We start from the raw sequence: 23,901 nt of genomic DNA on the forward strand, positions 1-23,901 counted from the left end.
AAATGGACTTCTTTTTTAGCTCGGATGTTTTATTAGGTGAAAAGTTGTTAGAACTTATTTATATGATTATGGGTTTGATTGGGATTGGAACAGGGATCTACAACTTTATGGATCAGACGAACAAGCACCGTTATGGCTCAGGTTTTTTCTGGACGATTTTAGGTATTGTAATCGGATTTGGACGCTGGATTCCTAGTACTTTCACAGGTATTCTAATTTTAGCAATGACAGTTCCAGCGATTTTCCATAAAGTAACCAAAGGGAAAAGTCATGCTGCAAGCAAAGAATATATGGAAAAAATGGCAGATAAAATCGGTAATCGTATTTTTATTCCAGCTTTAAGTATTGGTTTTGTAGCGATTCTTGTCGCTTTGTTTACAAAATTAGGTGCTCTTGTTGGTGTGGGAATTGGGGTATTTCTAGCAATTATTTTATTAATGGTATTTTCAAAAGACAATAAACCTGCTGTTTTCTTTAAAGATACTGTTGATATGTTAGGTACGGTAGGTCCGTTATCTATGTTGCCGATGTTATTAGCTTCATTAGGTGCAGTCTTTACTCAAGCTGGCGTAGGTGAAGTTATTTCAAAAGGTGTTAGCAGTATTGTTCCAGCAGGTAACGTTACGGTTGGGATTATTATTTATGCAATCGGAATGGTTATCTTTACAATGATTATGGGAAATGCGTTTGCGGCGATTACTGTTATGACCGTGGGGATTGGTGCACCATTTGTACTGAACTATGGCGCTGATCCGGCTTTAATTGGTATGATTGCTCTTTCTTGTGGTTTCTGTGGTACCTTAATGACACCGATGGCAGCAAACTTCAATATTGTGCCGGTAGCGATTTTAGAGATGAAAGATAAATACGGCGTAATTAAAAATCAAATTTTCGTGGCGTTGTTTATGCTTGTTTTTCAAATTTTGTATATGATTATTTTTAACTAAGAAAGGATGAATAGAATATGAAAATAGTAGTAACTGGTTTTGATCCATTTGGCGGAGAAAAGATTAATCCTGCATATGAAGCGGTAAAATTGTTACCAGATACCATCAATGGTGCGACGATTGTTAAAGTTGAAGTACCGACTGTCTTTGGCGAAAGCGGGAAACGAGTAAAAGAAGCAATTGAACAGGAACAACCAGATGTGGTTTTATGTGTAGGTCAAGCAGGTGGACGTGGTGCTGTTTCGTTTGAACGTGTAGCAATCAATTTAGTCGAAGCTAGAATTCCGGATAATAAAGGCAATCAACCACTAGGCGAAAAAGTCAAAGAAGATGGCGATACAGCTTATTTTACGTCATTACCAATCAAAGCGATGTTAAAACATGTAAACGATCATGGATTACCTGCGTACATTTCTTATACAGCCGGAACGTTTGTCTGTAATGAAATTATGTATCAATTACTTTATATGATTGATAAAGAATTCCCAACAATTAAAGGCGGATTTATCCACGTACCCTTTGAACCTGGTCAAGTAATCGGGAAAGCAGTAGACACACCATCAATGCCGATTCCAACAATCGCTAAAACCTTAGAACTAGCAATCGAAGCGATCACATTGAATGATGAAGAAATTGAATTAAACGTTGGTACAACTCACTAAAGAAAGCAGATAAGCAAATGACTTTTTTTCTAAATCCTGAAATACCACTGAACGACAAATTGCTGGAAGGCCTATTTATGATTATGGGTTTCATGTGTTTTTATGTCGCTAGTAAACATTTAAAAAATTGGCAAAATCGTATTAGCCGTGAATCTTTTCTTTTTTGGGCCTTGTTAGGAACAGTACTGGCATTTGGACGTTTTATTCCAAGTGCAGTTGTTGGTGGTTTGATTTTAATTATGACAATCCCGGCAATTCGTAAACGAGTCGTTCCATTTAAGCAATTAACAAAACAAAAACCAGCAGAAGCCTTTAAAAATCAAGGAGCAAAGATCTTTATTCCTGCATTGGCGATTGGAATCGTCGCGATACTGTGTTCTTTTTTTACAACGATTAGTTCCTTAGTCGGTATTGGGCTGGGTGTTTTATTATCAATGCTGATTTTGCATCTATATTCGAGAAGAAATACTGCATTTGTTTTTTTAGAAGATGGTGCTACTATGCTAGAAAATGTTGGACCGTTATCCATTTTACCAATGTTACTTGCTTCGTTGGGAGTCATTTATACAGAAGCGGGTGTTGGTGACGTCGTGGCTAAAGGGATTCAATCTGTTGTTCCTAAAGGAAATATTTTTATTGGAATTGTATTATTAGCAGTGGGGATGGTTATTTTTACCATGATTATGGGTAACTCGTTTGCTTCGATTACGGTGATGTTAGTAGGAGTAGGATATCCATTTGTGTTAAGTTATGGAGTAGATCCAGTAATTGGAATGGTTGCTTTAACGTGTGGATCATGTGGTACTTTAATGACACCAATGGCAGCAAATTTCAATATTGTACCAGTAAATATCTTAGAAATGAAAGACAAATATGGTGTTATAAAAAATCAAATTGTGGTTTCGCTAATTTTATTAGTGTTCCAAATTGGCTATATGTATTTTTTAGTTCATTATGGTTCGATGTTCTTTTCTTAAGAAATTCGGTTACTAAGTGCTTGATATATAATAACTCAAAGAGTTATATATCAAGCACTTAGTTTTTTTGCGTAAAGCAGATTAATAGAAGAAAATGGAATTTTGTCTTAAAGTTAAGGTAGATTCAATTGGTGAAAAAGTTTGAAAGGAATGGTGTAAGATGGTTGAGTCGCTCTCATTGCTTGAAGGAAGTTGGATAATTAAAGGTACAGATTTTCCGATGTGGGCATCAAAAAAACGGAAAAATCCAATGATTACGTATAAAAAAATATCTAATAATCCCACTAAATTTTTAGATACAGTAAAGTATGAAACAAAAAGCAAATCCAAGCAAATTGATGGTATTGATACATATAGCACAACTAAATTTATTTGGCGGGGGAAAGGTATCTTGAAAGTATTGAAAAGTGAATGGTCTATCCTTGTGCTGACCGAGAGAATTTTAGTCATAAGATTTGAACGTTCGCTTGTAACTCCAGCAGGAATAGATATTTTAGTGCGAGATAACGTAGAAGTTGATGATCCAAAGCAATTTATTTTGGAGTCGCTAAAAGACGGTATATTAAAGAAGGAAGAGATAGAGTGTTTAATTTGGCTTTGAAGATCGAAAATACCTTTTAGAGAATTAACTTGAATAAACAATGAAGGTTATCTTCATTCAATCTTTTGTGATGAAACTTTTGATTTTGAAGATCTTTTCTGCTTATCCAATAATTGAAAAAATGTCCTTGAATAAGCTTTGGGTTTTTAGTCAGAAAGTTATTGAAGCGATTATACAGAGGGCACATTCAAAAATGCTTATTATTTAGTAAAGATTGAGACTGATTTTTAGTGCCTAGTTAGTCAAACTTAAGGCGGAATAGGCATGAGGTTGAAGTGAAGATTTATATTTAGCAGTCTGATTATCTTTGTGTTAAACTATCCTTATCAATTGATAAGGGGGAGAGGGAAATGGTTCAATTTTTCAAACTTTTTTTAATAAGTGCTGTTGTTTTCTTAATATTTGATCTCTTTTGGCTACTTGTTGTTTCAAAGAAGATGTATCAACAGTTTATTGGTCATCTAATGGGAGAGGTCCAAATTGCACCGGCTATCCTTTTTTACATCATTTATGTGATTGGTGTGACGATTTTTGTTTTGATTCCAGGTATTGATAAAAATAGTTTGAGTTATATAATTTTAGCAGGAGCATTTTTTGGATTTGTCTGCTACGCTACATATGATCTGACAAATTTGGCAACACTTAAAAATTGGCCAATTACGATGACAATTATTGACCTAATTTGGGGAGCATCTGTTACAGCAGTTACATCAATTATTGTTTATTTTATTAATTTAAAATTCTTTGGAGGCGCAGGATCATAATGGGAGATATAGATAGTCACCGTCTGTTAAAAAGTCTGTTTAATGGGGCATCAGAAGTCATTGGAAGAAAAGAAGAGTTGAATAGCATTAATGTCTTTCCTGTGGCTGATGGAGATACAGGCAGTAATCTTGCTTCATTAATGCAAGGGCTTCTTGACAACGTACCCCAAAAAGGAAACTCAATAAAAGAGTTGCTCGATGATGTTTCTTCAGCAGCATTGATAGGGGCAAGAGGCAATTCGGGAATTATTTTTGCGCAGTATTTAAGTGGTGTTGCTGAATGTTATCATCAGTCAGAAATATCCTCTAAAGCTTTGGTTCAAGCTTTCCAAGATTCAGTAAATAAAGCTTATGAAGCTGTTTTAGAGCCAAAAGAAGGAACCATTTTGTCAGTCATTAGTGCTTGGGCGCAAAAACTTGCCGCTTCATATGAGAAAGGTAATTCTCTTGAACAATCATTAATAGCTGCACAAAGTATTGCTGAAGAAGCGTTAATTCATACCCAGTTTCAAATGGTTATTTTAAAGAAAAATCGAGTAGTTGATTCTGGTGCTAAAGGTTTTTATTATTTTATCACAGGTTTCACAGATGCTTACTGTAATCAAGTCACAACTGTCGTTTCAACCTCAGAGATAAACAATCAAGTAATCAAATTTGAGAAACATGAAGTAACAACGGAACCTAGTTTTCGCTATTGCTCTGAATTTATTTTAAACCAACCTAGTATTTCACAAAATCAATTGAAAAATCTTCTAAAAAAAGAAGGAGATTCTATTGTTGTTGCTGGAAATCAAAAAAAACTAAAGATTCATGTCCATACGAATACCCCTGGTAAAATCTTAGCATTACTAGAAGCATATGGAAGCATAATGTACCAAAAAGTCGATGATATGCAATTGCAGTATCAGGTTACAAAAAAAAAACGTGCAAGAATTGCGATTGTTACTGACTCAATTGCAGATATTCCAGAAGCATTTATATTAAAACATCAAATTCATGTATTACCAATAAATATTTTAACAGACGAATCCAGTTATTTAGACAAGTTAACGATTAATCCAGAAATTATTAAAGAAAAACAAGCGAATGGAATAAAAATGAGTACGGCGCAACCAGATATCCGAACGATAGATTCATTACTATCATTTTTAGAAAATAAGTATAAACAAGTGTTGATTATTACAGTTTCTTCAAAATTAAGCGGGACATATCAACTAATTATGCAAAGGATTAAAGAGAAAAAATTATCTAAAGATTGGATACAAGTTGTTGATTCTAGAAATAATTCAGTTGCTCAAGGATTACTAGTAAAAAAAGCAGTTCAATTCATAGAAGATGGCCATGCATTTGAAAAAGTAGTAGAAGAAACAAATAAAACAATTGACCGTATTTTTATTTATGTGGCTGTTGCGGATTTATCTCCAATGATCCAATCTGGAAGAATTCCTTCTTTAATAGGCACGTTGGTGCAAAAATTAAGGATACTACCAACCGTTAGTTTGGATCATACTGGGCAGGGAAACTTAACTGGAATATCGTTTAGCCAACAACAAAATATAAAAAAAATAATGAAAAATATTTTTAAATTTGTGAAAGACGATAAACTTGACGAAATAGCCTTCGCTCATGTTTGTGCCAAAGAACAAGCAGAACATTTAGAAAAACGTATAAGAACTGAAATCGGTCAACCATCTAGTATTGTAGATAGCTCAGCTGCAATAGCAATTAGTGCAGGCGTAGGTAGCATTGCAATTGCCGGAATCAAAAAGGAGAGAAAGTTATGATTTATTGGACTATTGCAAGTACATTATTCGCTTATTTTATTGTTTGGTTTGTCATTTCTACTAGTAAAAATAATTATTCTTTAGTAGATATCGCTTGGGGGGGAGGTTTTGTTGTAGTTGCATGGGTTGGATTTTTGACTACCCTAAATATGACCGTGCAAGGTATTACTATTCTTACCTTAGTATCACTGTGGGGGATTCGCCTATTTTTACATCTAACACGACGTAACTGGAATAAGCCAGAAGATTATCGCTATGTGAATATGCGAAAGCGCTGGGGAACAAAATTTGTTAACTTAAAAGCTTTTTTTAATGTTTTCTTTTTACAAGGTATCTTACTATTTATTATTTCATTGCCAATCATGCATACTTTCTCTAAAGAAACAGTTAGTTTTAGCTGGTGGCAATGGTTTGGGATCATTTTGTGGATATTAGGTTTTATTTTTGAAGTTGGAGGAGACCGACAATTAGAAAAATTTAAAAAGAAGCCAGAAAATAAAGGGAAATTATTAACGACAGGTTTTTGGTCTGTGACAAGGCATCCAAATTATTTTGGTGAAGCAACGTGTTGGTGGGGAATATTTCTTATTGCTATTACGCAGTTATCAGAAATATGGTTGATTATTAGTCCGGTTCTAATTACATTATTGTTGTTATTTGTTTCAGGAGTTCCTTTGCTAGAAAATAAGTATAAAGACCGCTCTGATTTTCAAGAGTATGCAAAACGTACACCTAAGTTTTTTCCAAGCATAGGGAAAAAAGGTCTATAAGCTAATGCCATATTTAAAGCATGTTAATAATATAGTATGTAAGTCTGATTTTAATTGAGTGTCGACGGTATGGTAATTCATTCACTAAAATAAAAAACCAGTATTAGTTTAATGATATATGATGATAGGATAGAAGGGCTAAATCTCAAAAATAAGAAGGCTTTCACGATAAAGGGTACCTCCTTGGTACTTCCTAAATTTTGGATCCAAGTATGTGCTATTTTAAATTAGATCGTACCTCATATTGTTGCGTAACAATATGAGGTTTACTTATGGAGACTTCAATTTTTTAGTAAGCGTTTGCATATAATTCATATATATTATACAATGTTATAGAAACGTTTCGATAAAAAGTGAAAAGGAGATTTTTTGTGAAAAATATAGTCAAATTTATAACTTTTCTTTCTTTAATTACCATCTCACTATCGTTTACTGTGCCAACTTTTGCTCAAGAGGATGACAAAAATCAAACTTTAGAAGCACAAGCATCTCAAGATGATGTACTAAGCATGTTATTTAGCAATAGTTATGACGTTTTTAGAGATTTAAGAAATGATATCGGAGTTTACAGAGATAGTGTATTACTTGAACCAGGAGAGAATTATCATCCATCCTCTGTTGCAGCTACTGGTATCGGCTTAATGTCATTAACTATTGCAGATAAAAAGAATTGGGAATCAGATGCATTAGAAAAAGCGAAACAAACTGTAGCAACCATGACAGACCAAACAGCAGGGTTTCATGCTGATCGAACGTCAAATGGATTTTATCGGCATTTTATCAATATGGAAACAGGTGCACAAGAATGGAATTCGGAATACAGTACAGTTGATACAGCTATATTTTTAGTAGGTGCTTTGTTTGCTGAAAAGTATTTTAATGATCCGGAGTTAAGCGAATCTGTTGCTAAACTTTATCATTCAATTGATTTTGAAGCGACTATTGCGGATATTGACACTGGCGGTATTTACCTTACGATGAATGAAGATGGAACAGGCGTAGCAAATTCTATTACTTTACCTTATAACGAATATATTATCGTAGCGTGGTTAGCGTATAATCAAAATAGTAGTAATCCCGAAAGTAAAGCTGTTAAGTTGTGGCAAAACCATTATGAAACGCCAGAAAATCTTTTGAATAAGCAATTTGACGGTTTAAGTCTTTTAACAGATCATCCAGACCATTATTTATCATCTTTTACCCTACTTTTTCCGTATTACATGGTAAATATGTTCTCAAAATCAAGTGAGTATAATGTTTACATTGAAAATACTTATAAAGCTGACAAACTTTGGAGTGCAGGAACAAATAAAACAAATCCTTATGAATGGGGAAATGGCGCCGGAGCAGCACCAGCAGAATATGGCTATCATGCTGATTCAATTAACAACAATAAATTTATAGTGATTTCACCTCATATTATTTCAGGATTTTTACCTGTTAATCCGAGTGGAGCTCAAGATTTACTGGATATATATACGAATAAAAAAGGTATTTATCAGTTACAATCTGATACTTCTAAGGAAATTCTTTGGCGCTATAGTATTGAAGAACCAGATTGGAAAGCAAATTCAATCCAAGGTATTGATTATTCAACTTTTCTTTTTGGTCTTGCAACGTTAGATAATGATTTGGGTATGAGTTTTTTCCAAACTAACAATAACTTTTTTACGAATGTTACTTTTGATTTAAATGGCGGAACAGGTACAGTTCCTCCAGCACAACATTTAGCTGTTGGAGACGTTTTACAAGAGCCAACGTCTAAACCAACACGTTCTGGTTATACTTTTGTTGGATGGAGTCCAAAAGCAGATGGCTCAGAAGAAGTCTGGGATTTTACAGCAAGTTCAGTACCAGACGGTGACGTGACCTTTTATGCGCAATGGGCTGAAAACACATCAATTGTTACTTTCGACCTAAATGGGGGAACAAGCGAGATACCACTAGAACAATCTATAGCAGTTGGAAGCAAGATACAGGAGCCAACGCCTGAACCAACGCGTATGGGGGACACTTTTACTGGATGGAGTTCTAAGGTTGATGGTTCAACAGGGCTTTGGGATTTTGTAACTGATGTAATGCCGGATAGTGATTTGACTCTATATGCACAATGGCAGATCAACACCTATACTGTGACTTTTGATTTAAACGGGGGAACAAGTGAGGTGCCACCAGTACAAAATGTAGTGTTCGGAGCAAATGTGCAAGAGCCAACATCAAAACCAACTCGCACTGGCTATAATTTTAGTGGATGGTATGATGAAAATGATAACATCTGGGAATTTAACAAGATGACAATGCCAAATAATGATCTGAAATTGTATGCACATTGGGAAAAAAATAATGTAACAGAAGATCCAAGTAACTCAAAAGGCGGGAATACATCCCAAACGAAACCGACGAAGCTGCCATCAACTGGCGAAATATTTGATTTTTTAAGTATAATTGGGTTTTTGATGGTTAGTGGATTAGCTATTGTCTTTTATAAAAAATAATAAATGCTACTTGTAAACGGTATTAGGAAATTGTCCTGATATCGTTTTTTCTAATGTACTTTAAAAAGAAATTGTTAAGAAGGAAACTTCCACATATGTTAAACTAAATGACAACAAGTGTTTTACCGTAAAATAAAGGAGCGAAATACTATGACATTCCAAAACAGAACCCCAAAATTCATAGATCCCAAAGATGCAATTTCAATAACAAAAGAAAATGGCACAAAAGTTGGTTATTATCTATTTGATACATTTGAAATCCATACGAACGTAATTCCCGAAAAGTCTGTACAAGATTGGCACAGTCATCAAGAGATCGAGGAGATCATTGTTGTTAATAAAGGAAGCTTGTTATTAGAATGGATTGGAAATGAAATAAAACAAAGAAAAGTGAACTGTGGTGAAATTATTAGGATGAACAATAGCATTCATCGAATCTCCAATATAGAAAATTCCCTAGCAGAATGTACTATTTTTAGATTTGTAGCTCCTGAAAAAGACCAATCTGAAGTGATAAAGAATGATAAACGAATTTATACAGATGAAGAGATAGAAAACTTATTGCTATTCGAAACATAAAAATAAAATTGTAACAGAAGTCGTTTAAACTTGAGCAATTGGACTAAAACCCGCACAATGCGTTTTATTGCATTGTGCGGGTTTTAGAAAATTGTCGAAGCGAAACGCTTTTGTCTCAGCCTCCACATTTCCACTTAGAATATCAAGAGAGCAAGTAATAAGTGTTATAAAATTTTTTTAAAACTGATGATCGGTTTTTTCCCCAGAATAAAACTCGTTAGCCCAATGAACAGTGATGATATTTTCACCATTGCTTTGAAGGTTAGTTAATGAAACATCTTTAACACTTTCTCTAGCAAGTAGTCCTCTAGCAGGAATTGTAAATGAATCTGATTGTTCTCCATTTAGAGTGTAATAAACTGGCATTGCTACAGTGTTGGTATTAACAAACGTTACAACGGCTGAATTTGTTGTTGGACTAGTACTTTTCACTCTAAAACCAACATTATTGATAGAGGCAATACCAATATTTTGATTGATTGTTGTGATTCCTGAAACTTGTTCGAAGAAATAAGTACCAATGATTTTTTTATCAGCTAGAGCAGCAGGTTTTCCTTCGATTAATTCTTGTGAAACAGGACTATCTGTTGCAATACCTAAATAGATTTTTTGTCCATATGGTAATTTACTCAGTTCATAATCTCCAACAAGAGAAGGTGTCCGCACAGAGCCTAACACATTTCCAGCTTCGTCATAAGCAGTTAAATCAACTGCACGTAATGACTCTAACGTGTCTTTTCGCCCATTTAAATTTGTATCGTTAAAAACAGAACCAGTGATGCTGGCATATTGTTGGATTCCAAAGAAAAACTGATTTGTCTTTCTAATTTTTAATCCAGTCAGATCATAAGAATTACCAAATGTATCAACTTTTGCAAAACGCATTGCGGGAACATTATCAATTAAACTTCCTAGTGAGCGTAGTTGTGTAGTTGTTTTTGTAATCGTGGTTGAATTGTCTTCACCGATGATTTCAGCATAATTTATTTTATCAATTTCATCTGCAAGTTTAGGGAAGATAGATGCTAGTAGTTTGATATACGTATTATCTGAATTTGTATCGATATCTCCAGTAGCAATTAAATCAGGATTGTTCAAGATACTTGCTAGATCGCCGCCTTGGATAATCTCTAAAATGGCCGCAATTTTACTTGTATTTTCCGCAAGTCCAGACAAGGTTAAATCAAATGGTGAACGTAAAATGATATAAAGATCCGATGAAACATCAGGTAAATTAATTATTTTTCCGTCTTTAGTTGTTCTTAAATAGATAGCATCAGCGATATCAATATTTCCGCTTAATGAATTTAAAAGTAAACTCGTAATATCTAAATTCGAAAGTTCATCCGAATCTAAAACTTGTACAAGACGACGAAGATTGATGATAATCATAGTTTTATTGTTTAGAATAGACTCATCTGCATCCATCAGTCCATTCCAGTTCGTATCTTCAAAAGGTAAAATGTCTAATGAAGTCACTCTTTTTAACGGTAAATTCGCTGAGTATAAAAGTGTAGAACGATCATTTGCTTCAATCTGAACAATCCCGTTTAATTGCTCACCAGTTTCTGAAACAGCATTTCTATCAAATGCAATTGCTCGGTAATTTGAATCGAAATTGTATCTTACGTAATAGGTATTGCGTTTTAATTTTGTGAAAGCAAATGTTCCTAACGTACCAGTTGTAGTTGATTGAACTGCGTTTTGATTATTTACAGCATCAGTCAATGATTCATACAAGATCACTTGCTGACCGGAAACTGCTACTTCTAAATTTTTAAGCTCCATTACTCCATTCTCATTAAGATCTTGATAAACAGATCCTGAAATTGTATTAACGGGTAAATTTAATAAAGACGCCTCTGCTCTATGACTAAAACCAAATAGACCGACAAAACTTACTAACAAAACAAATAACTTCAATTTTTTTAAATCCATACTTTCTCCCTTTCATTTTTCCTCTGCTTGATATTCTAAAGTTAAAACTATTCGCACTTAAAATGACGAATCATTGTTTTCAGCAATTAAAAGTGCCTAGTTTATTTTAACAAACGATAAAAGTTATTTATTTCTTTTTTTTATCTGTAAAGATAAATTTTTGATAATAAATAAATTTGTGAAAAATCTAATTTATTGGTGTTGTTTTGTTTTTTGTGCCAGATAAAATTTGTTTACTCTGTTTTTTATTTTTAAATATTTGTTATTTATATTTACCTTAAAATGATTGGTGCATCCTAAAGTAGTAGTTGTAAAACTGTCCTTAAGATTGGTTATAGGGGAGTTTTTTTGTATAAAGATTGTATAAAGAAATGTTGCTAACTTTAACACTATCTTTATATAAAATTTGCTATTGTAAATGTATCAACCAAAGGAGAGAACATCGATGATTATTATTGCTGGTATTATCGCAGGGTTACTGCTTATCTACTTATTTTATGAATTATTTTGGGGGGATCAACGGTGAGTACTATCTTTATTCAACAAGTGATTTTTATAATTGTTTTAATTAGTTTAGCTATTCCACTAGGTATTTATATCTACAAGGTAATGACAGGGAAAAAGAATTTACTAACGAAAGTAATTCAGCCAGTCGAAACTAAAATATATCAATTTCTAGGAACACCAGCACAAAAGGAAATGACAGCAAAACAATATGCAACAAGTGTTCTGGTCTTTAGTTGCTTTTCGTTTTTTGTGTTGATGGCGATGCTTTTAAGCCAAGGTTTTTTACCATTAAATCCGGAAAAACTGCCAGGAACTAGTTTGTCTTTGGCTTTTAATACAGCCGCAAGTTTTGTGACAAATACAAACTGGCAAGCCTATGCAGGGGAAGATACGTTGTCGATTTTTACTCAGGCATTTGGACTGACTGTTCAAAATTTTGTTTCAGCAGGCGTCGGGATTGCAGTTCTTTTTGTATTACTTCGTGGGTTTACTAATCGAACAAGTAAACATCTTGGGAATTTTTGGCAAGATTTGACGAAGGTTATTTTATATATTCTGTTGCCGCTCTCTTTTATCGTATCTTTAATATTAATTTCGCAGGGAGTCGTTCAAACATTTGCAGGTTCAGTGGAAACAAGTAGTTTGGAGTTTGGCGAAAAAATCTTTTTACCATTGGGAACAGTTGCTAGTCAAGTGGCGATTAAACAATTAGGGACAAACGGCGGCGGCTATTTTGGGGTCAATTCTGCTCATCCTTTTGAAAATCCCAACTTAATTAGTAACTTTGTTGAGAATTTGTCAATCTTATTAATTCCAGTTGCTTTGATTGTGGCGTTTGGTTTATTCGTGAAAGAATGGAAGCAAGGAAGAACAATTATGATTGTTTCCTTTGGTTTTTTGATTGCGGCTTTAATTGGTGTAACATTAAGCGAATATTATGGACCGTCATTTAGCCACGTAATTGGGCAAATGAATATGGAAGGAAAAGAAACTCGTTTTGGCATTGGCTGGTCTAGTCTTTGGGCGGTCAGTACGACAGCTGCATCCAATGGGTCAGTTAATAGTATGTTAGATAGTTTCACTCCGTTAGGCGGTTTGATTCCGATGTTTCTGATGCAGTTAGGGGAAATTATTTTCGGTGGAGTCGGTAGTGGTTTGTACGGCATGCTGGTTTTTATTTTACTGGCAATCTTTATTGCAGGTTTGTTAGTGGGAAGAACTCCAGAGTATTTAGGGAAAAAAATCGAACCTTTCGATATGAAAATGGTATGCTTAGTCATTTTAACACCGCTATTTTTAACTTTAATTGGCACGATGCTGTTTATTCTCAATCCGCAGGCAACTAGCTGGTTAACGAATCAAGGACCGCATGCTTTTTCAGAGATTTTATATACATTTACATCTTTAGCTAATAATAATGGTAGTGCTTTTGCTGGACTTACAGCAGATACGACATTTTTAAATATTTTAGGTGGAATCATTATGATTCTCTCACGCTTTATACCTATGCTGGCAGTTATTTATCTAGCTTCAAATTTAGGGAAAAAGAAAATCGTCGCAACAGGTTCCGGTTCACTTTCAACAACGAACGCAACGTTTGTTACGATGTTAATTATCGTGATTTTAGTCGTTGGTGCACTAAGCTTTTTACCATCAATGGCACTTGGACCAATTGCTGAACACTTTTTGACAAAATAAGAAAAAGAAGGGGATTCCTTTGAAAAATACACAAGCGAAACGCAATGTTTACTTAGACGCGTTTAAATCATCGTTTCAAAAATTGGCACCTACAATTCAAATAAAAAATCCGGTTATGTTAGTTGTTTACACAGGTGCAATTTTAACAACAGTGCTTTATATACTTACTTTTTTTGGACATGTAGATGCTAACCCATTTTTTATTTTAGCGATTGCCATTATTTTATGGCTGACGATTTTGTTTGCTAACTTTGCTGAATCAATTGCGGAAGGTCGCGGGAAAGCTCAGGCTGAAAGTTTAAAACAAGCGAAAAAAGAAGTAACAGCGCATAAAGTCGTTTCAATTGAAGCAGCTCAAAATAAAGAATTTACACCAGTTCAATCATCTGAGTTGAAAAAAGGTGATTTAGTTTATGTAGCTGCGAATGAACAAATTCCGATGGATGGCGATGTCATTGATGGTGCGGCTTCAGTAGATGAAAGTGCGATTACAGGAGAATCTGCTCCGGTTATTCGTGAATCTGGCGGTGACCGTAGTGCGGTAACAGGAGGAACCACGGTTGTTTCAGATTATTTAGTCATTAAAGTAACAGCGGAAAACGGCGAATCATTTTTAGATAAAATGATTTCAATGGTAGAAGGTACCGAGCGTAAAAAAACACCGAATGAAATTGGCTTGCAAATTATTTTAATCATGTTAACGATTATTTTCTTAGTCGTTTCAGCAACACTATTACCGTTTACCAAGTTTTCCAGTGAATTAGTTGGAACAGGTTCCGCATTGTCATTAACAGTGATTATTGCTTTACTGGTTTGTTTAGCACCGACAACAATTGGTGCATTGGTTTCTTCTATTGGAATTGCTGGCATGAGTCGTTTGAATAAAGAAAACGTAATTGCGATGAGTGGTCGTGCGATTGAAGCGGCTGGTGACGTCGATATTTTATTATTGGATAAAACAGGAACCATTACTTTAGGAAATCGTCGAGCTAGTGAATTTATCCCTGTATCTGGAGTGAAAGAATATGAACTGGCAGATGCTGCTCAACTTTCTTCGTTAGCTGATGAAACAGCTGAAGGGCGCAGTATTGTGATTTTAGCAAAAGAAAAATTTGATATACGTGGTAGAGAGTTGAATCATACTGAAGTGACTTTTATTGAATTTACAGCTAAAACGCGAATGAGCGGCATTGATTACCAAGGTGCGGAAATCCGTAAAGGTGCAGCCGATACAATCAAAACACATGTCGAAAAAAATGGCAGCGTCTATCCAGAAGAGTGTGATACTATTGTCCAACGTGTGGCAAACGAAGGCGGAACCCCATTAGTTGTAGTAAAAGACAAACGAGTTCTCGGTGTGATTTATTTAAAAGATATTGTCAAAAATGGTGTAAAAGAAAAATTTGATGATCTTCGTAAAATGGGAATTAAAACCATTATGATTACTGGTGATAATCCGATGACGGCAGCCGCAATTGCTGCAGAAGCAGGAGTGGACGACTTTTTAGCTGAAGCAACCCCAGAAAATAAAATGAGCTTGATTCGTGATTATCAGGAAAAAGGACATTTGGTTGCTATGACAGGAGATGGCACTAATGATGCGCCGGCCTTGGCTCAAGCAGATGTTGCGGTTGCAATGAATACAGGGACACAAGCAGCTAAAGAAGCGGGAAATATGATCGATTTGGATTCGAGTCCAACGAAGTTAATAAGTATTGTAAAAATCGGTAAACAATTATTGATGACACGTGGCGCTTTAACCACCTTTAGTATTGCGAATGATATCGCTAAGTATTTTGCGATTATTCCAGTATTATTCTTTAGTATTTACCCTGCATTAGATGCGTTGAATGTTATGAAATTAACGAATCCCACGACGGCAATTCTTTCGGCGATTATCTATAATGCAGTGATTATTGTTGCGTTAATTCCATTAGCGTTAAAAGGTGTATCCTACAAAGAAAAACCAGCCAGCCAAATTTTACGACATAACTTATTAGTTTATGGGTTAGGCGGCGTTATTGCACCTTTTATCGCAATTAAATTGATCGATATGTTCTTGACACTTATTCTATTTTAGGAGCGAGGAACTGTGAAAAAAATTATGATTACCTCATTAAAAAGCATCGTACTTTTTACCTTGTTATGTGGTGTTGTCTATACCGTTACTGTAACCGCTGTGGGACAAATACTATTCTCTAAACAAGCCAACGGCAGTGTCGTTAAACAGGAAATAAATGGAAAAACAGAAGTGATTGGATCAAGTCTAATTGGACAAACATTTACTGGTGAAAATTATCTTCATGGACGTCCGACTAAAGTCAGTCAATTATCCCCAGTTTCCAAAATACAAGAAGAGTTGGTAAATGAACGAGTGAAACAAGCTGATGTAAAAGAATTGCCAATTGATTTAGTAACAGCTTCTGCCAGTGGACTTGATCCGGAAATATCTGTTGACGGAGCGATGAGTCAAGTGGAGCGGATTGCGGTAGCTAGAAACATGAAAAAAGCCGATGTCCGTGCTATAATCAAACAAAATATTGTCGGACTTAAAATGGGCTCAATTAGCTCACAACGTGTAAATGTTTTAGGTGTAAACCAACAGCTGGATGAGTCTGAATAAAGGATGGAATCAAAAGTGGAAGAGGAACGTTTAGATCCGGAACAACTTTTAGCCAAGTGGAAGAAGAACGAACAAAGCCTGAGGTCTGGTAGACTGAAGGTTTTCTTCGGTTATGCGGCTGGTGTGGGAAAAACATATGCCATGTTAAAAGAAGCCCACGAACAAAAAGCTGAGGGCAAAGATATCTTGATTGGCTATGTAGAACCTCATGCACGACCTGAAACGGCCGCTTTAGTAACAGGACTGCCAAATTTACCTACAAAAGCATATGAATATAAAGGTATCACAATCAATGAATTCGACGTTGATCTTGCGTTAGAAAAGAAACCAGAGATTATTTTAGTCGATGAATTGGCACATACAAATGCGATTGGTGCTAGAAATAAAAAAAGATATCAGGATATTGAGGAATTATTAAAAGCTGGAATCGATGTTTATACAACCGTCAATGTTCAACATATAGAAAGCCTAAATGACATCGTTGAGCAAATCACAGGTGTTCATATTTCTGAAACGGTACCAGATACATTTTTTGAAACAAGTTCCTTGAAAGTTGTCGATATTGAAACAGAAGAACTGCTGGAACGTTTAAGACAAGGAAAAATTTATCAATCAGATAACGCCAAAAAAGCCATGGCTAATTTCTTCAAAACAGATAACTTAACTTTATTGCGTGGAATGGCTATCCGTAAAGCTTCGGATCATATAAATACAACCAATCAGCAAGAAACGCAAAAAAACACTGGTATTCATTCGAAACTATTAACAATCATCGACGAAAAAAATCCGGAAATGACTAAAAAATGTCTACGCTGGACAGCTCGTTTAGCCCAAGCTCTCGGGACAGAATGGATCGCATTAGAAATTTTAGAAGACATGTCGGAACATACCGAATCAGATAACTCAAAATTAGCAGCGAAATTAGGTGGAGAAGTTGTCACTTTAGAAAGCGACAATCAAAGAGAAACTATCGTACAGTATGTGAAGATGCGCGGTGTTACAGACTTAGTAATGGGTAAAGCAATTAAGCGCTCACGTTTTATCCGTTTATATCGGCCTGATTTAGAAGATGAATTAGTGTCATTTATCCCAGATGTTGATATTCATTTGGTCCCTTATCAAGCGAAAAAATATTTGCTTAATAAGTATACTGTTAAGAAAAAAAATCTAAATAGTATTTTTACCTGGAAAGATTTTTACATGACAATCGGCTTATTGGCTATTGCGACAATTCTTTCCGAATTTGGGTCCTATTATCATATTGGCGATCAGAATTTAATTTTGATTTATATTCTTTTTGTGTTGCTGGTAGCTCGGGTGACTACGGGATATTTGTGGGCAGCACTTTCGTCAATTGTTAGTGTGCTGATGTTTAATTGGTTTTTTGTCGATCCGCTTTTCTCGCTGACGGTATATAAGCAAGGTTATCCTTTAACGTTAGTGTTTATGTTGCTGGTAGCTCTTTTAATCAGTAACTTAATGATGCAAATCAAAAAGCAAGCATTCTACGCAATGAAACGGGAGCACCAATTAGAAATTTTATATGAATTGAATAAAAAATACTTAGTTGCTCGTAACCAAAAAGAGATTCTTTTAACAACCGCCGAATATCTATCAAATATGCTGGATCGTCAAGTGGTCTTGTATGATGAAGAAGATGTTCGAAATCCGGTCGGAGCGCCAATCAAAGGGCCATTAAGAAGCTTAGAAGAACTAGCTGTCGCCAACTGGGTTTTTGTAAATCAAAAAGAAGCCGGTTTTGGAACGGATACTTTGATGGGAGCAAAAGCCTTGTATTTACCAGTTTTATCAAATGGAGTGACACTTGCGGTTATCGGTATTGAAAAAAATAAAGAAAACCCAATTACAGATGAGGTTATTACCTTTTTAGAATTGGTTGCGACACAACTTTCTTTAGCAATTGAGCAAAGTAATTTGACTTCTGAACGGCAACAAATTCTTTTTGAAAATGAAAAAGAACGTATGCGGGGGAACCTACTACGTGCTATTTCTCATGATTTGCGTACACCATTAACTGGAATTTCAGGCTCTGTTGAAACTATTTTAGGGGATCAAGATACAGTAGCATTATCAGCAGAAACGAAACGTAAATTACTAGTTGGGATTAAAGAAGATGCTGATTGGCTGATTCGAATGGTCGAAAATTTACTTTCTGTAACGCGAATTAATGAAGAGACAATGAAAGTAGCTAAAAGTAAAGAAGCCGCCGAAGAAGTGGTTTCATCTGCGATTCAGCGAATTAGAAAAAGTTATCCTGAAAGCCAAATTAAGGTTGCGCTTCCAGACGAATTTATTTTAGTACCGATGGATTCGATTTTGATTGAGCAAGTATTGTTTAATTTAATAGAAAATGCGATTCGTCATTCAAATAGCCAGTCCGAAATTTTAGTTGCTGTTTCATTTAATATCAAGGACATTACTTTTGAAGTAGCCGATCAAGGAAAAGGTCTGACTGATGAACAAATTAAAATGTTGAATAGTGGGATGTCTAAACAAAATATTCCAGTTGACTCAAAAACTGGGATGGGGATTGGCTTATCGATCGTTAAAACAATTATCATGGCTCACGATGGTTCGCTTCATGTAGAAAACAGACCACAAGGCGGCGCGGCTTTTGTATTTACGTTACCTTTAGAACGAAAGGAGCAAATGGAATGGCAGAAATTTTGATTATTGAAGATGATGATGTGATCGGAGAATTTATTGGTGCTATCTTACAAAAAGAAAAACACGAAATTCGTTTAGCGTACTCGGCTTTAGAGGGACTGTCTACTTTTCGGATGTGGAATTTTGATTTGATTTTACTGGATCTAGGCTTGCCAGATCAAGATGGAATGGAAGTGCTAAAAAAAATCCGTGAAACGTCGCAAGTTCCAATTATTATTATTTCCGCGCGAGATCATGAAGATAACAAAGTTGAAGCTTTGGATTTAGGTGCCGATGATTATATCACAAAACCCTTTGGGACTCCTGAGTTGCTAGCTAGAATTAGAACGGCATTAAGGCATGCGGCGAGTACACCTGAGGCACAAAATGAAGTCAAAAAAATCATTAATGGAGATTTATGTATTGATATTGAACATCATCGGGTTACCAAAAATGGTCAACTAATCCATTTAACACCTAACGAATATAAAATTATCCAAGTCCTTGGTGAAAATTTAGGTAAAGTCCTGACACATACTTACCTATCACAAAAAGTTTGGGGCCCTTATAGCAATGAAAGCCAAACACTACGGGTAAATATGTCCAATATTCGTAAAAAAATTGAAACTAATCCGGTTGAACCAGAATATATTTTAACTGAAATTGGCATTGGTTATCGGATGCTGGAAAAATAAAATTGAATTGTTAAAAAGCAGTAAAGAGAAAATTAAAACGTTTTTCTCTCTACTGCTTTTTAATATTAATCTACTTTTGTATAACCGCTATCTAATAATAGTTTTTCAGATTGAGACATGCTAACAAACTTAGCATTTTCTGAACCTTCATCTACTATCGAACCAGTCAATTTTGCTACTTCTTGTAAGTCAGCTTTTGAATAGTCTACTTCTGTATTCTCAATTAATTGATCTTCTTGATAATCGATAGTATGAGTAACTCCTTTAACATTACTGAATTGCTCTACCACGCTTGCAAGTGCTTCTTGCGCTTGTTCTTTAGAGTCAATTCCCATAGCTGCATAATTCCCGATAGATGTTGTTGTTTGTTTTAAAACTAAATCTCCCATGTAGCTGTAAACCATTTGAATGTTAACTCCATTTTGTTCAATCTCAAAAGTAGCAGTTTTTAGAGCAACTGGTTCATCATCGGATGATTCTGTGTTAATTATTGAACTTGATTCTTGAATGTCCGCTTTATTTTCAGTTTTCACACTATTTTTTGTTGCTGAAGTGTTGTTAGTTTTGACGTTAGAACAACCAATCATTAAAATCCCTAAACCTAATGTTGCAAGTGATAAAATCCCCTTTTTCATTTTTTCCTCCTAATTAAATATATTATTGTATCCATTTAACTCTACACTAGTTTGATTATCTTTGGAAGATTAAAATGACAGATGTTTTTAAATTAGGATAGAAAATATTGTTAGGTATGTAGAACTTGTGTCTGAAGTGTCAAATAGTGCTATCATCTAATTAAAGATAGGCGATTGAAAGGAGTGATATAAATGAAAGTTGTCATAGCTATTGATTCAATGAAAGGTTCAATTTCGAGTATTACAGCCAACAAAATAGTTGGAGAAGTTTTTTCTAAGTATGGGCATGAAATCACTCAGGTTGCAATTGCGGATGGTGGCGAAGGAACTGTTGATGCTGTGGTCAAAAATAACAATGGTAAGAAAATAGCTGCCGTTGTTCATGGACTGTATAACCAAAAGATTTCAACCGATTTTGGCTGGTTCGAAACGGAAAAATTAGCTGTTATTGAATCAGCCGCAGCATCTGGGATTCAATTTTTAGACGGAACTCAAAAAACACATCCGCTGAATACATCTTCCTATGGAACTGGGGAATTAATTTTAGCAGCTATAAAACAAGGCGCAAAGACAATTGTTGTCGGTTTAGGCGGCACCGGGACGGTTGATGGCGGCGTCGGTTTGCTTGCTGCATTAGGTGTAGAGTTTTTTGATAAACAGCATCACTTGCTGTCAACTACGGGAGGAGAATTGGGAGAAATTGAATATTTTTCAGTAAAAAATCTTAATCCACAATTAGCCGATGTTACTTTCATAATTGCCTCAGATGTGACTAGTCCGTTGTTAGGTGATAGTGGGGCAGTGTATATGTTTGGTCGTCAAAAAGGAATTCAAGAAGATCAATTAGCAGATTATGAAGAAAGTATGCGGCATTATCAAAAAGTTATTACGGGAGAAAATTTATCTGTTGAAGGTGATGGTGCTGCTGGTGGAATTGGTTTTGCTCTTCGGGTATTTTTAAAAGGCACTACTTATTCGGGATTTAATTTTATCTCAGAACAAACAAGTTTAGAAAAATTAATTCAGGAAGCGGATTTGGTTATCACAGGTGAAGGGAAAATGGATAAGCAGAGTTTACAAGGGAAAGTTCCAGTGGGAATCGGTCGCTTAGCTAAAAAACGCCAAGTGCCTGTTATTGCTTTTGTCGGTAGTTTTTCAGGCGACGAAACACTTTTCGCTAAAGAAGGTGTATCCGTAATTGTACCGATTATTGACGACCTGACCACCTTGGAACAAGCGATGATAAATGCAGAACAGAACCTCAAAAGGTGTGCAGAACGAACAATTCGCTTAGTAAGTTTAGTTAAATGAAAAAGGTTGGTTTTTTGTTATAAAATAGACAAGAACAGTTGTGGTTAGCTGAGTAAACGAGCCGCAGCTGTTTTTTTATAAAAATGAGTTTTTACATAAATAGATCGGACTTAAGTACCATGACAAGTGCTGAGACTTAGTTCAAAATAGGCTAGGTAAGTTTGAAATGGATTCACAAATAATGGAGGGGTAATATGTCTGTCATCGAAGCAAAAAATATCAAAAAAAGTTATGGACGAAATGAAACAAAATTTGATGCACTAAAAGGTGTTGATTTAAAAATTGAAGCAGGGGAGTCTGTCGCAATCGTTGGGAAAAGTGGTTCTGGGAAATCTACTTTTATGCATATTTTAGCACTATTGGATCAACCAACATCGGGTGAAATTTTACTAAACGATCAAAATGTTACTAGTATTAGTAAAAAAGCCTTAAACAAAACTAGAAATAAAGAATTTGGTTTTGTTTTCCAACAATTTTTTATGAATCCTAAAGATACTGTTTTAAACAATGTTATGCTACCGTTAAAAATTGGCGGTATCTCAAATAGCAAACGTAAAGAGATGGCACTTGAAGCTCTGAAAGCTGTTGAGTTAGACGATAAAATCAATAACAAAGCCAATAATTTATCTGGAGGACAAAAACAGCGAGTATGTATTGCTAGAGCGTTAGTTAATAACCCTCAAATCATTTTTGCAGATGAACCTACGGGTAATCTGGATTCTACAACAGGTGAAAAGATCGAACAGCTTTTATTCGATTTGAATAAGAAAAAAGGGATCACGTTAATAATTGTAACGCATGATCCGGAGTTAGCAGAGCGCTGTGATCGACAAATTCATGTTCGAGATGGACTTATTGTAGGAGGGGACAACTAAATGAAAATCAGTGATATTTTAAAATCAGCTAGTTCAAATTTAATGCGCAATAAAGGCCGTACCATTTTAACGATAGTCGCTATTTTTATCGGAGCCTTTACAATAGCTTTAACAACAGGAGTTAATATCGGTGTTAATGACTATATCGACAAACAAGTCGGCAGTGTCGGCGGTGAAAATCAAATCTTTGTTCAACCAAAAATGGAAGTCAGCATGGGAAACAGCGACGAACCGGCAAAATATGATCCCGATAAAAAAACAAGCTCTATGCAGCAACAACAAATGTTGGATGATAAAGATATAGAAAAAATTCAAGACGTTAAAGGAGTCAAAGATGTCAGCCCAGTCAGATCTGCTGCCATTGATTACATCGAAGGTAACAACGGTGAAAAATACGTATTTTCAGCAACAATGACCATGGATGACATGAATATTGATTTAGAAACAGGGAAAAAAGTTTCTCAAAAAAGTAGTGATTATGAAATCAATTTAGCACCAGAATATGTTAAATCACTAGGTTTCAAATCAAGCGAAGATGCCATCGGTAAAACAGTAAAATTAGGAGCGTCTTCTTCACTTGAAGGAAAAGAGGAAATAGTAGAAGCGAAAATTGTTGGTGTACGTAATACTAGCTTGATTCAAGGCGGTATGTCATTGATGAATAGTGCTTTGATTGATAAGTTAGTATCGATTAATGAACAAGGGTTACCAGACAATTTAAAAAATAAATACGGTATGGTTGTTGCTGAAGCGGATAAAAATAGCTCAAAAGAAGAAATCAACGCAATTAAAGAGCGTTTATCTGATGCTGGTTTCTCAAGCTCAACTGTTGAAGACGAGATTGGAATGATCCGAAATGTCATTAATGCTATTACAGGCGTTTTAACAATGTTTGGCGCAATTGCGTTATTAGCAGCAAGTTTCGGAATCATCAATACTTTGTATATGTCTGTTCAAGAACGGACGCGCGAAATTGGTTTAATGAAAGCAATGGGACTTGGTAGTGGGAAAGTCTTTATGATTTTCAGTGTTGAAGCTGCATTAATTGGTTTCTTAGGTTCAGTGTTAGGAATTTTAGGCGCGATGGGTGTAGGTGCGCTAGTTAACCAAGCAGCAGCTGATTCATTCTTAAAAGAACTGACAGGCTTTACATTAATTCAATTTTCGGCACCATATTCTGCGGTGATTATTTTAGTGATTATGTTGATTGCTTTCTTAGCAGGAACATTGCCAGCGAGAAGAGCCGCTAAGTTAGATCCGATTGAATCATTACGTTATGAGTAAAAGAAGTTAATTAGAAAGTGAGTAGTAAAAACGATAATAGTTTTTATTACCACTTTTTTTATCCTCATAAGCATATTTTTTACCTCAAC

At 35.2% G+C, this 23,901-nt stretch carries 19 protein-coding genes; 17 read left to right on the forward strand and 2 right to left on the reverse strand.

The window, feature by feature from the left end; all coding sequences use genetic code 11:
* The first annotated feature begins 2 nt into the window (after window positions 1–2).
* The 9 genes from C240_RS04195 to C240_RS04235 all read left to right on the forward strand — a co-directional run bounded on the left by C240_RS04195 (window position 3) and on the right by C240_RS04235 (window position 9,579).
* On the forward strand, window positions 3–947 hold the full coding sequence (locus C240_RS04195) for a DUF979 domain-containing protein (protein ID WP_271491390.1): 945 nt from the start codon (window positions 3–5) through the stop codon (window positions 945–947).
* Window positions 948–964: 17 nt separating this feature from the next.
* Entirely contained in the window at window positions 965–1,609 is a 645-nt protein-coding gene (gene pcp, locus C240_RS04200; protein WP_271491393.1) for a pyroglutamyl-peptidase I, read from the forward strand.
* A 17-nt stretch (window positions 1,610–1,626) separates the two neighbouring features.
* Complete coding sequence (locus tag C240_RS04205) at window positions 1,627–2,586, forward strand: 5-oxoproline transporter, DUF979 family subunit (RefSeq protein ID WP_271491396.1); 960 nt, start codon at window positions 1,627–1,629, stop codon at window positions 2,584–2,586.
* A 160-nt stretch (window positions 2,587–2,746) separates the two neighbouring features.
* Window positions 2,747–3,187: a hypothetical protein gene (locus tag C240_RS04210; protein ID WP_271491399.1), complete on the forward strand. Its 441-nt coding sequence runs from the start codon at window positions 2,747–2,749 to the stop codon at window positions 3,185–3,187.
* A gap of 350 nt (window positions 3,188–3,537) precedes the next feature.
* Complete coding sequence (locus tag C240_RS04215) at window positions 3,538–3,951, forward strand: DUF2177 family protein (protein WP_271491402.1); 414 nt, start codon at window positions 3,538–3,540, stop codon at window positions 3,949–3,951.
* Window positions 3,951–5,735 carry a DAK2 domain-containing protein gene (locus C240_RS04220; protein WP_271491406.1) on the forward strand — a complete coding sequence of 595 codons (1,785 nt, stop codon included), beginning with the start codon at window positions 3,951–3,953 and terminating at the stop codon, window positions 5,733–5,735. The genes C240_RS04215 and C240_RS04220 overlap by 1 nt, the downstream gene beginning before the upstream one ends.
* Window positions 5,732–6,505 (forward strand): DUF1295 domain-containing protein, encoded by a 774-nt coding sequence (locus C240_RS04225; RefSeq protein ID WP_271491408.1) that lies wholly within the window; start codon window positions 5,732–5,734, stop codon window positions 6,503–6,505. Before C240_RS04220 ends, C240_RS04225 begins: the two co-directional genes overlap by 4 nt.
* 371 nt (window positions 6,506–6,876) lie before the next feature.
* Complete coding sequence (locus C240_RS04230) at window positions 6,877–9,000, forward strand: InlB B-repeat-containing protein (RefSeq protein ID WP_271491411.1); 2,124 nt, start codon at window positions 6,877–6,879, stop codon at window positions 8,998–9,000.
* A 150-nt stretch (window positions 9,001–9,150) separates the two neighbouring features.
* Window positions 9,151–9,579: a cupin domain-containing protein gene (locus C240_RS04235; protein WP_271491414.1), complete on the forward strand. Its 429-nt coding sequence runs from the start codon at window positions 9,151–9,153 to the stop codon at window positions 9,577–9,579.
* Between the two features lie 177 nt (window positions 9,580–9,756).
* Here C240_RS04235 and C240_RS04240 read toward each other — a convergent pair whose 3' ends face one another.
* Window positions 9,757–11,517: an SdrD B-like domain-containing protein gene (locus C240_RS04240; protein ID WP_271491416.1), complete on the reverse strand. Its 1,761-nt coding sequence runs from the start codon at window positions 11,515–11,517 to the stop codon at window positions 9,757–9,759.
* Between the two features lie 522 nt (window positions 11,518–12,039).
* On the opposite strand from C240_RS04240, the gene kdpA reads away from it, so the two are divergent.
* From kdpA to C240_RS04265, 5 genes are read left to right on the forward strand one after another with little or no spacing between them, the layout of a single operon-like run.
* Window positions 12,040–13,722 (forward strand): potassium-transporting ATPase subunit KdpA, encoded by a 1,683-nt coding sequence (gene kdpA / locus C240_RS04245; RefSeq protein WP_271491418.1) that lies wholly within the window; start codon window positions 12,040–12,042, stop codon window positions 13,720–13,722.
* 19 nt (window positions 13,723–13,741) lie between these two features.
* Window positions 13,742–15,802, forward strand: coding sequence for a potassium-transporting ATPase subunit KdpB (kdpB, locus tag C240_RS04250; RefSeq protein ID WP_271491420.1), 2,061 nt, complete (start codon window positions 13,742–13,744; stop codon window positions 15,800–15,802).
* 12 nt (window positions 15,803–15,814) lie between these two features.
* Window positions 15,815–16,345 carry a potassium-transporting ATPase subunit C gene (locus C240_RS04255; protein WP_271491421.1) on the forward strand — a complete coding sequence of 177 codons (531 nt, stop codon included), beginning with the start codon at window positions 15,815–15,817 and terminating at the stop codon, window positions 16,343–16,345.
* A 3-nt stretch (window positions 16,346–16,348) separates the two neighbouring features.
* Complete coding sequence (locus C240_RS04260) at window positions 16,349–19,036, forward strand: sensor histidine kinase (protein WP_271491423.1); 2,688 nt, start codon at window positions 16,349–16,351, stop codon at window positions 19,034–19,036.
* Entirely contained in the window at window positions 19,021–19,707 is a 687-nt protein-coding gene (locus C240_RS04265; protein ID WP_271491426.1) for a response regulator transcription factor, read from the forward strand. The genes C240_RS04260 and C240_RS04265 overlap by 16 nt, the downstream gene beginning before the upstream one ends.
* 65 nt (window positions 19,708–19,772) lie before the next feature.
* On the opposite strand, the gene C240_RS04270 is transcribed toward C240_RS04265, so the two are convergent.
* The gene (locus C240_RS04270) at window positions 19,773–20,342 is read right to left on the reverse strand and encodes a YehR family lipoprotein (protein WP_271491428.1); all 570 of its coding nucleotides are present in this window, start codon (window positions 20,340–20,342) and stop codon (window positions 19,773–19,775) included.
* A 192-nt stretch (window positions 20,343–20,534) separates the two neighbouring features.
* Between C240_RS04270 and C240_RS04275 the strand changes: the two genes are divergently transcribed.
* The 3 genes from C240_RS04275 (at window position 20,535) to C240_RS04285 (ending at window position 23,812) form a co-directional block, all read left to right on the forward strand.
* Complete coding sequence (locus tag C240_RS04275; protein ID WP_271491431.1) at window positions 20,535–21,653, forward strand: glycerate kinase; 1,119 nt, start codon at window positions 20,535–20,537, stop codon at window positions 21,651–21,653.
* Window positions 21,654–21,847: 194 nt separating this feature from the next.
* On the forward strand, window positions 21,848–22,528 hold the full coding sequence (locus C240_RS04280; RefSeq protein ID WP_271491433.1) for an ABC transporter ATP-binding protein: 681 nt from the start codon (window positions 21,848–21,850) through the stop codon (window positions 22,526–22,528).
* A complete protein-coding gene (locus C240_RS04285; protein WP_271491434.1) occupies window positions 22,529–23,812 on the forward strand; it encodes an ABC transporter permease in 1,284 nt (427 codons plus the stop codon). It begins immediately after the preceding gene.
* The last annotated feature ends 89 nt before the right edge of the window (window positions 23,813–23,901 follow it).

The sequence above is a fragment of the Enterococcus sp. 5H genome (assembly GCF_028128615.1).
Lineage (GTDB): Bacteria > Bacillota > Bacilli > Lactobacillales > Enterococcaceae > Enterococcus_L.

What these genes read in the sequence shown, in the direction of transcription:
- pcp (WP_271491393.1), top strand. Translation starts at nt 965, where the DNA reads ATGAAAATAGTAGTAACTGGTTTTGATCCATTTGGCGGAGAAAAGATT.
- C240_RS04260 (WP_271491423.1), top strand. Translation starts at nt 16,349, where the DNA reads ATGGAATCAAAAGTGGAAGAGGAACGTTTAGATCCGGAACAACTTTTA.
- C240_RS04195 (WP_271491390.1), top strand. Translation starts at nt 3, where the DNA reads ATGGACTTCTTTTTTAGCTCGGATGTTTTATTAGGTGAAAAGTTGTTA.
- C240_RS04205 (WP_271491396.1), top strand. Translation starts at nt 1,627, where the DNA reads ATGACTTTTTTTCTAAATCCTGAAATACCACTGAACGACAAATTGCTG.
- C240_RS04235 (WP_271491414.1), top strand. Translation starts at nt 9,151, where the DNA reads ATGACATTCCAAAACAGAACCCCAAAATTCATAGATCCCAAAGATGCA.
- C240_RS04225 (WP_271491408.1), top strand. Translation starts at nt 5,732, where the DNA reads ATGATTTATTGGACTATTGCAAGTACATTATTCGCTTATTTTATTGTT.
- C240_RS04220 (WP_271491406.1), top strand. Translation starts at nt 3,951, where the DNA reads ATGGGAGATATAGATAGTCACCGTCTGTTAAAAAGTCTGTTTAATGGG.
- C240_RS04265 (WP_271491426.1), top strand. Translation starts at nt 19,021, where the DNA reads ATGGCAGAAATTTTGATTATTGAAGATGATGATGTGATCGGAGAATTT.
- C240_RS04270 (WP_271491428.1), bottom strand. Translation starts at nt 20,342, where the DNA reads ATGAAAAAGGGGATTTTATCACTTGCAACATTAGGTTTAGGGATTTTA.
- C240_RS04280 (WP_271491433.1), top strand. Translation starts at nt 21,848, where the DNA reads ATGTCTGTCATCGAAGCAAAAAATATCAAAAAAAGTTATGGACGAAAT.
- C240_RS04240 (WP_271491416.1), bottom strand. Translation starts at nt 11,517, where the DNA reads ATGGATTTAAAAAAATTGAAGTTATTTGTTTTGTTAGTAAGTTTTGTC.
- C240_RS04210 (WP_271491399.1), top strand. Translation starts at nt 2,747, where the DNA reads ATGGTTGAGTCGCTCTCATTGCTTGAAGGAAGTTGGATAATTAAAGGT.
- C240_RS04275 (WP_271491431.1), top strand. Translation starts at nt 20,535, where the DNA reads ATGAAAGTTGTCATAGCTATTGATTCAATGAAAGGTTCAATTTCGAGT.
- C240_RS04285 (WP_271491434.1), top strand. Translation starts at nt 22,529, where the DNA reads ATGAAAATCAGTGATATTTTAAAATCAGCTAGTTCAAATTTAATGCGC.
- C240_RS04215 (WP_271491402.1), top strand. Translation starts at nt 3,538, where the DNA reads ATGGTTCAATTTTTCAAACTTTTTTTAATAAGTGCTGTTGTTTTCTTA.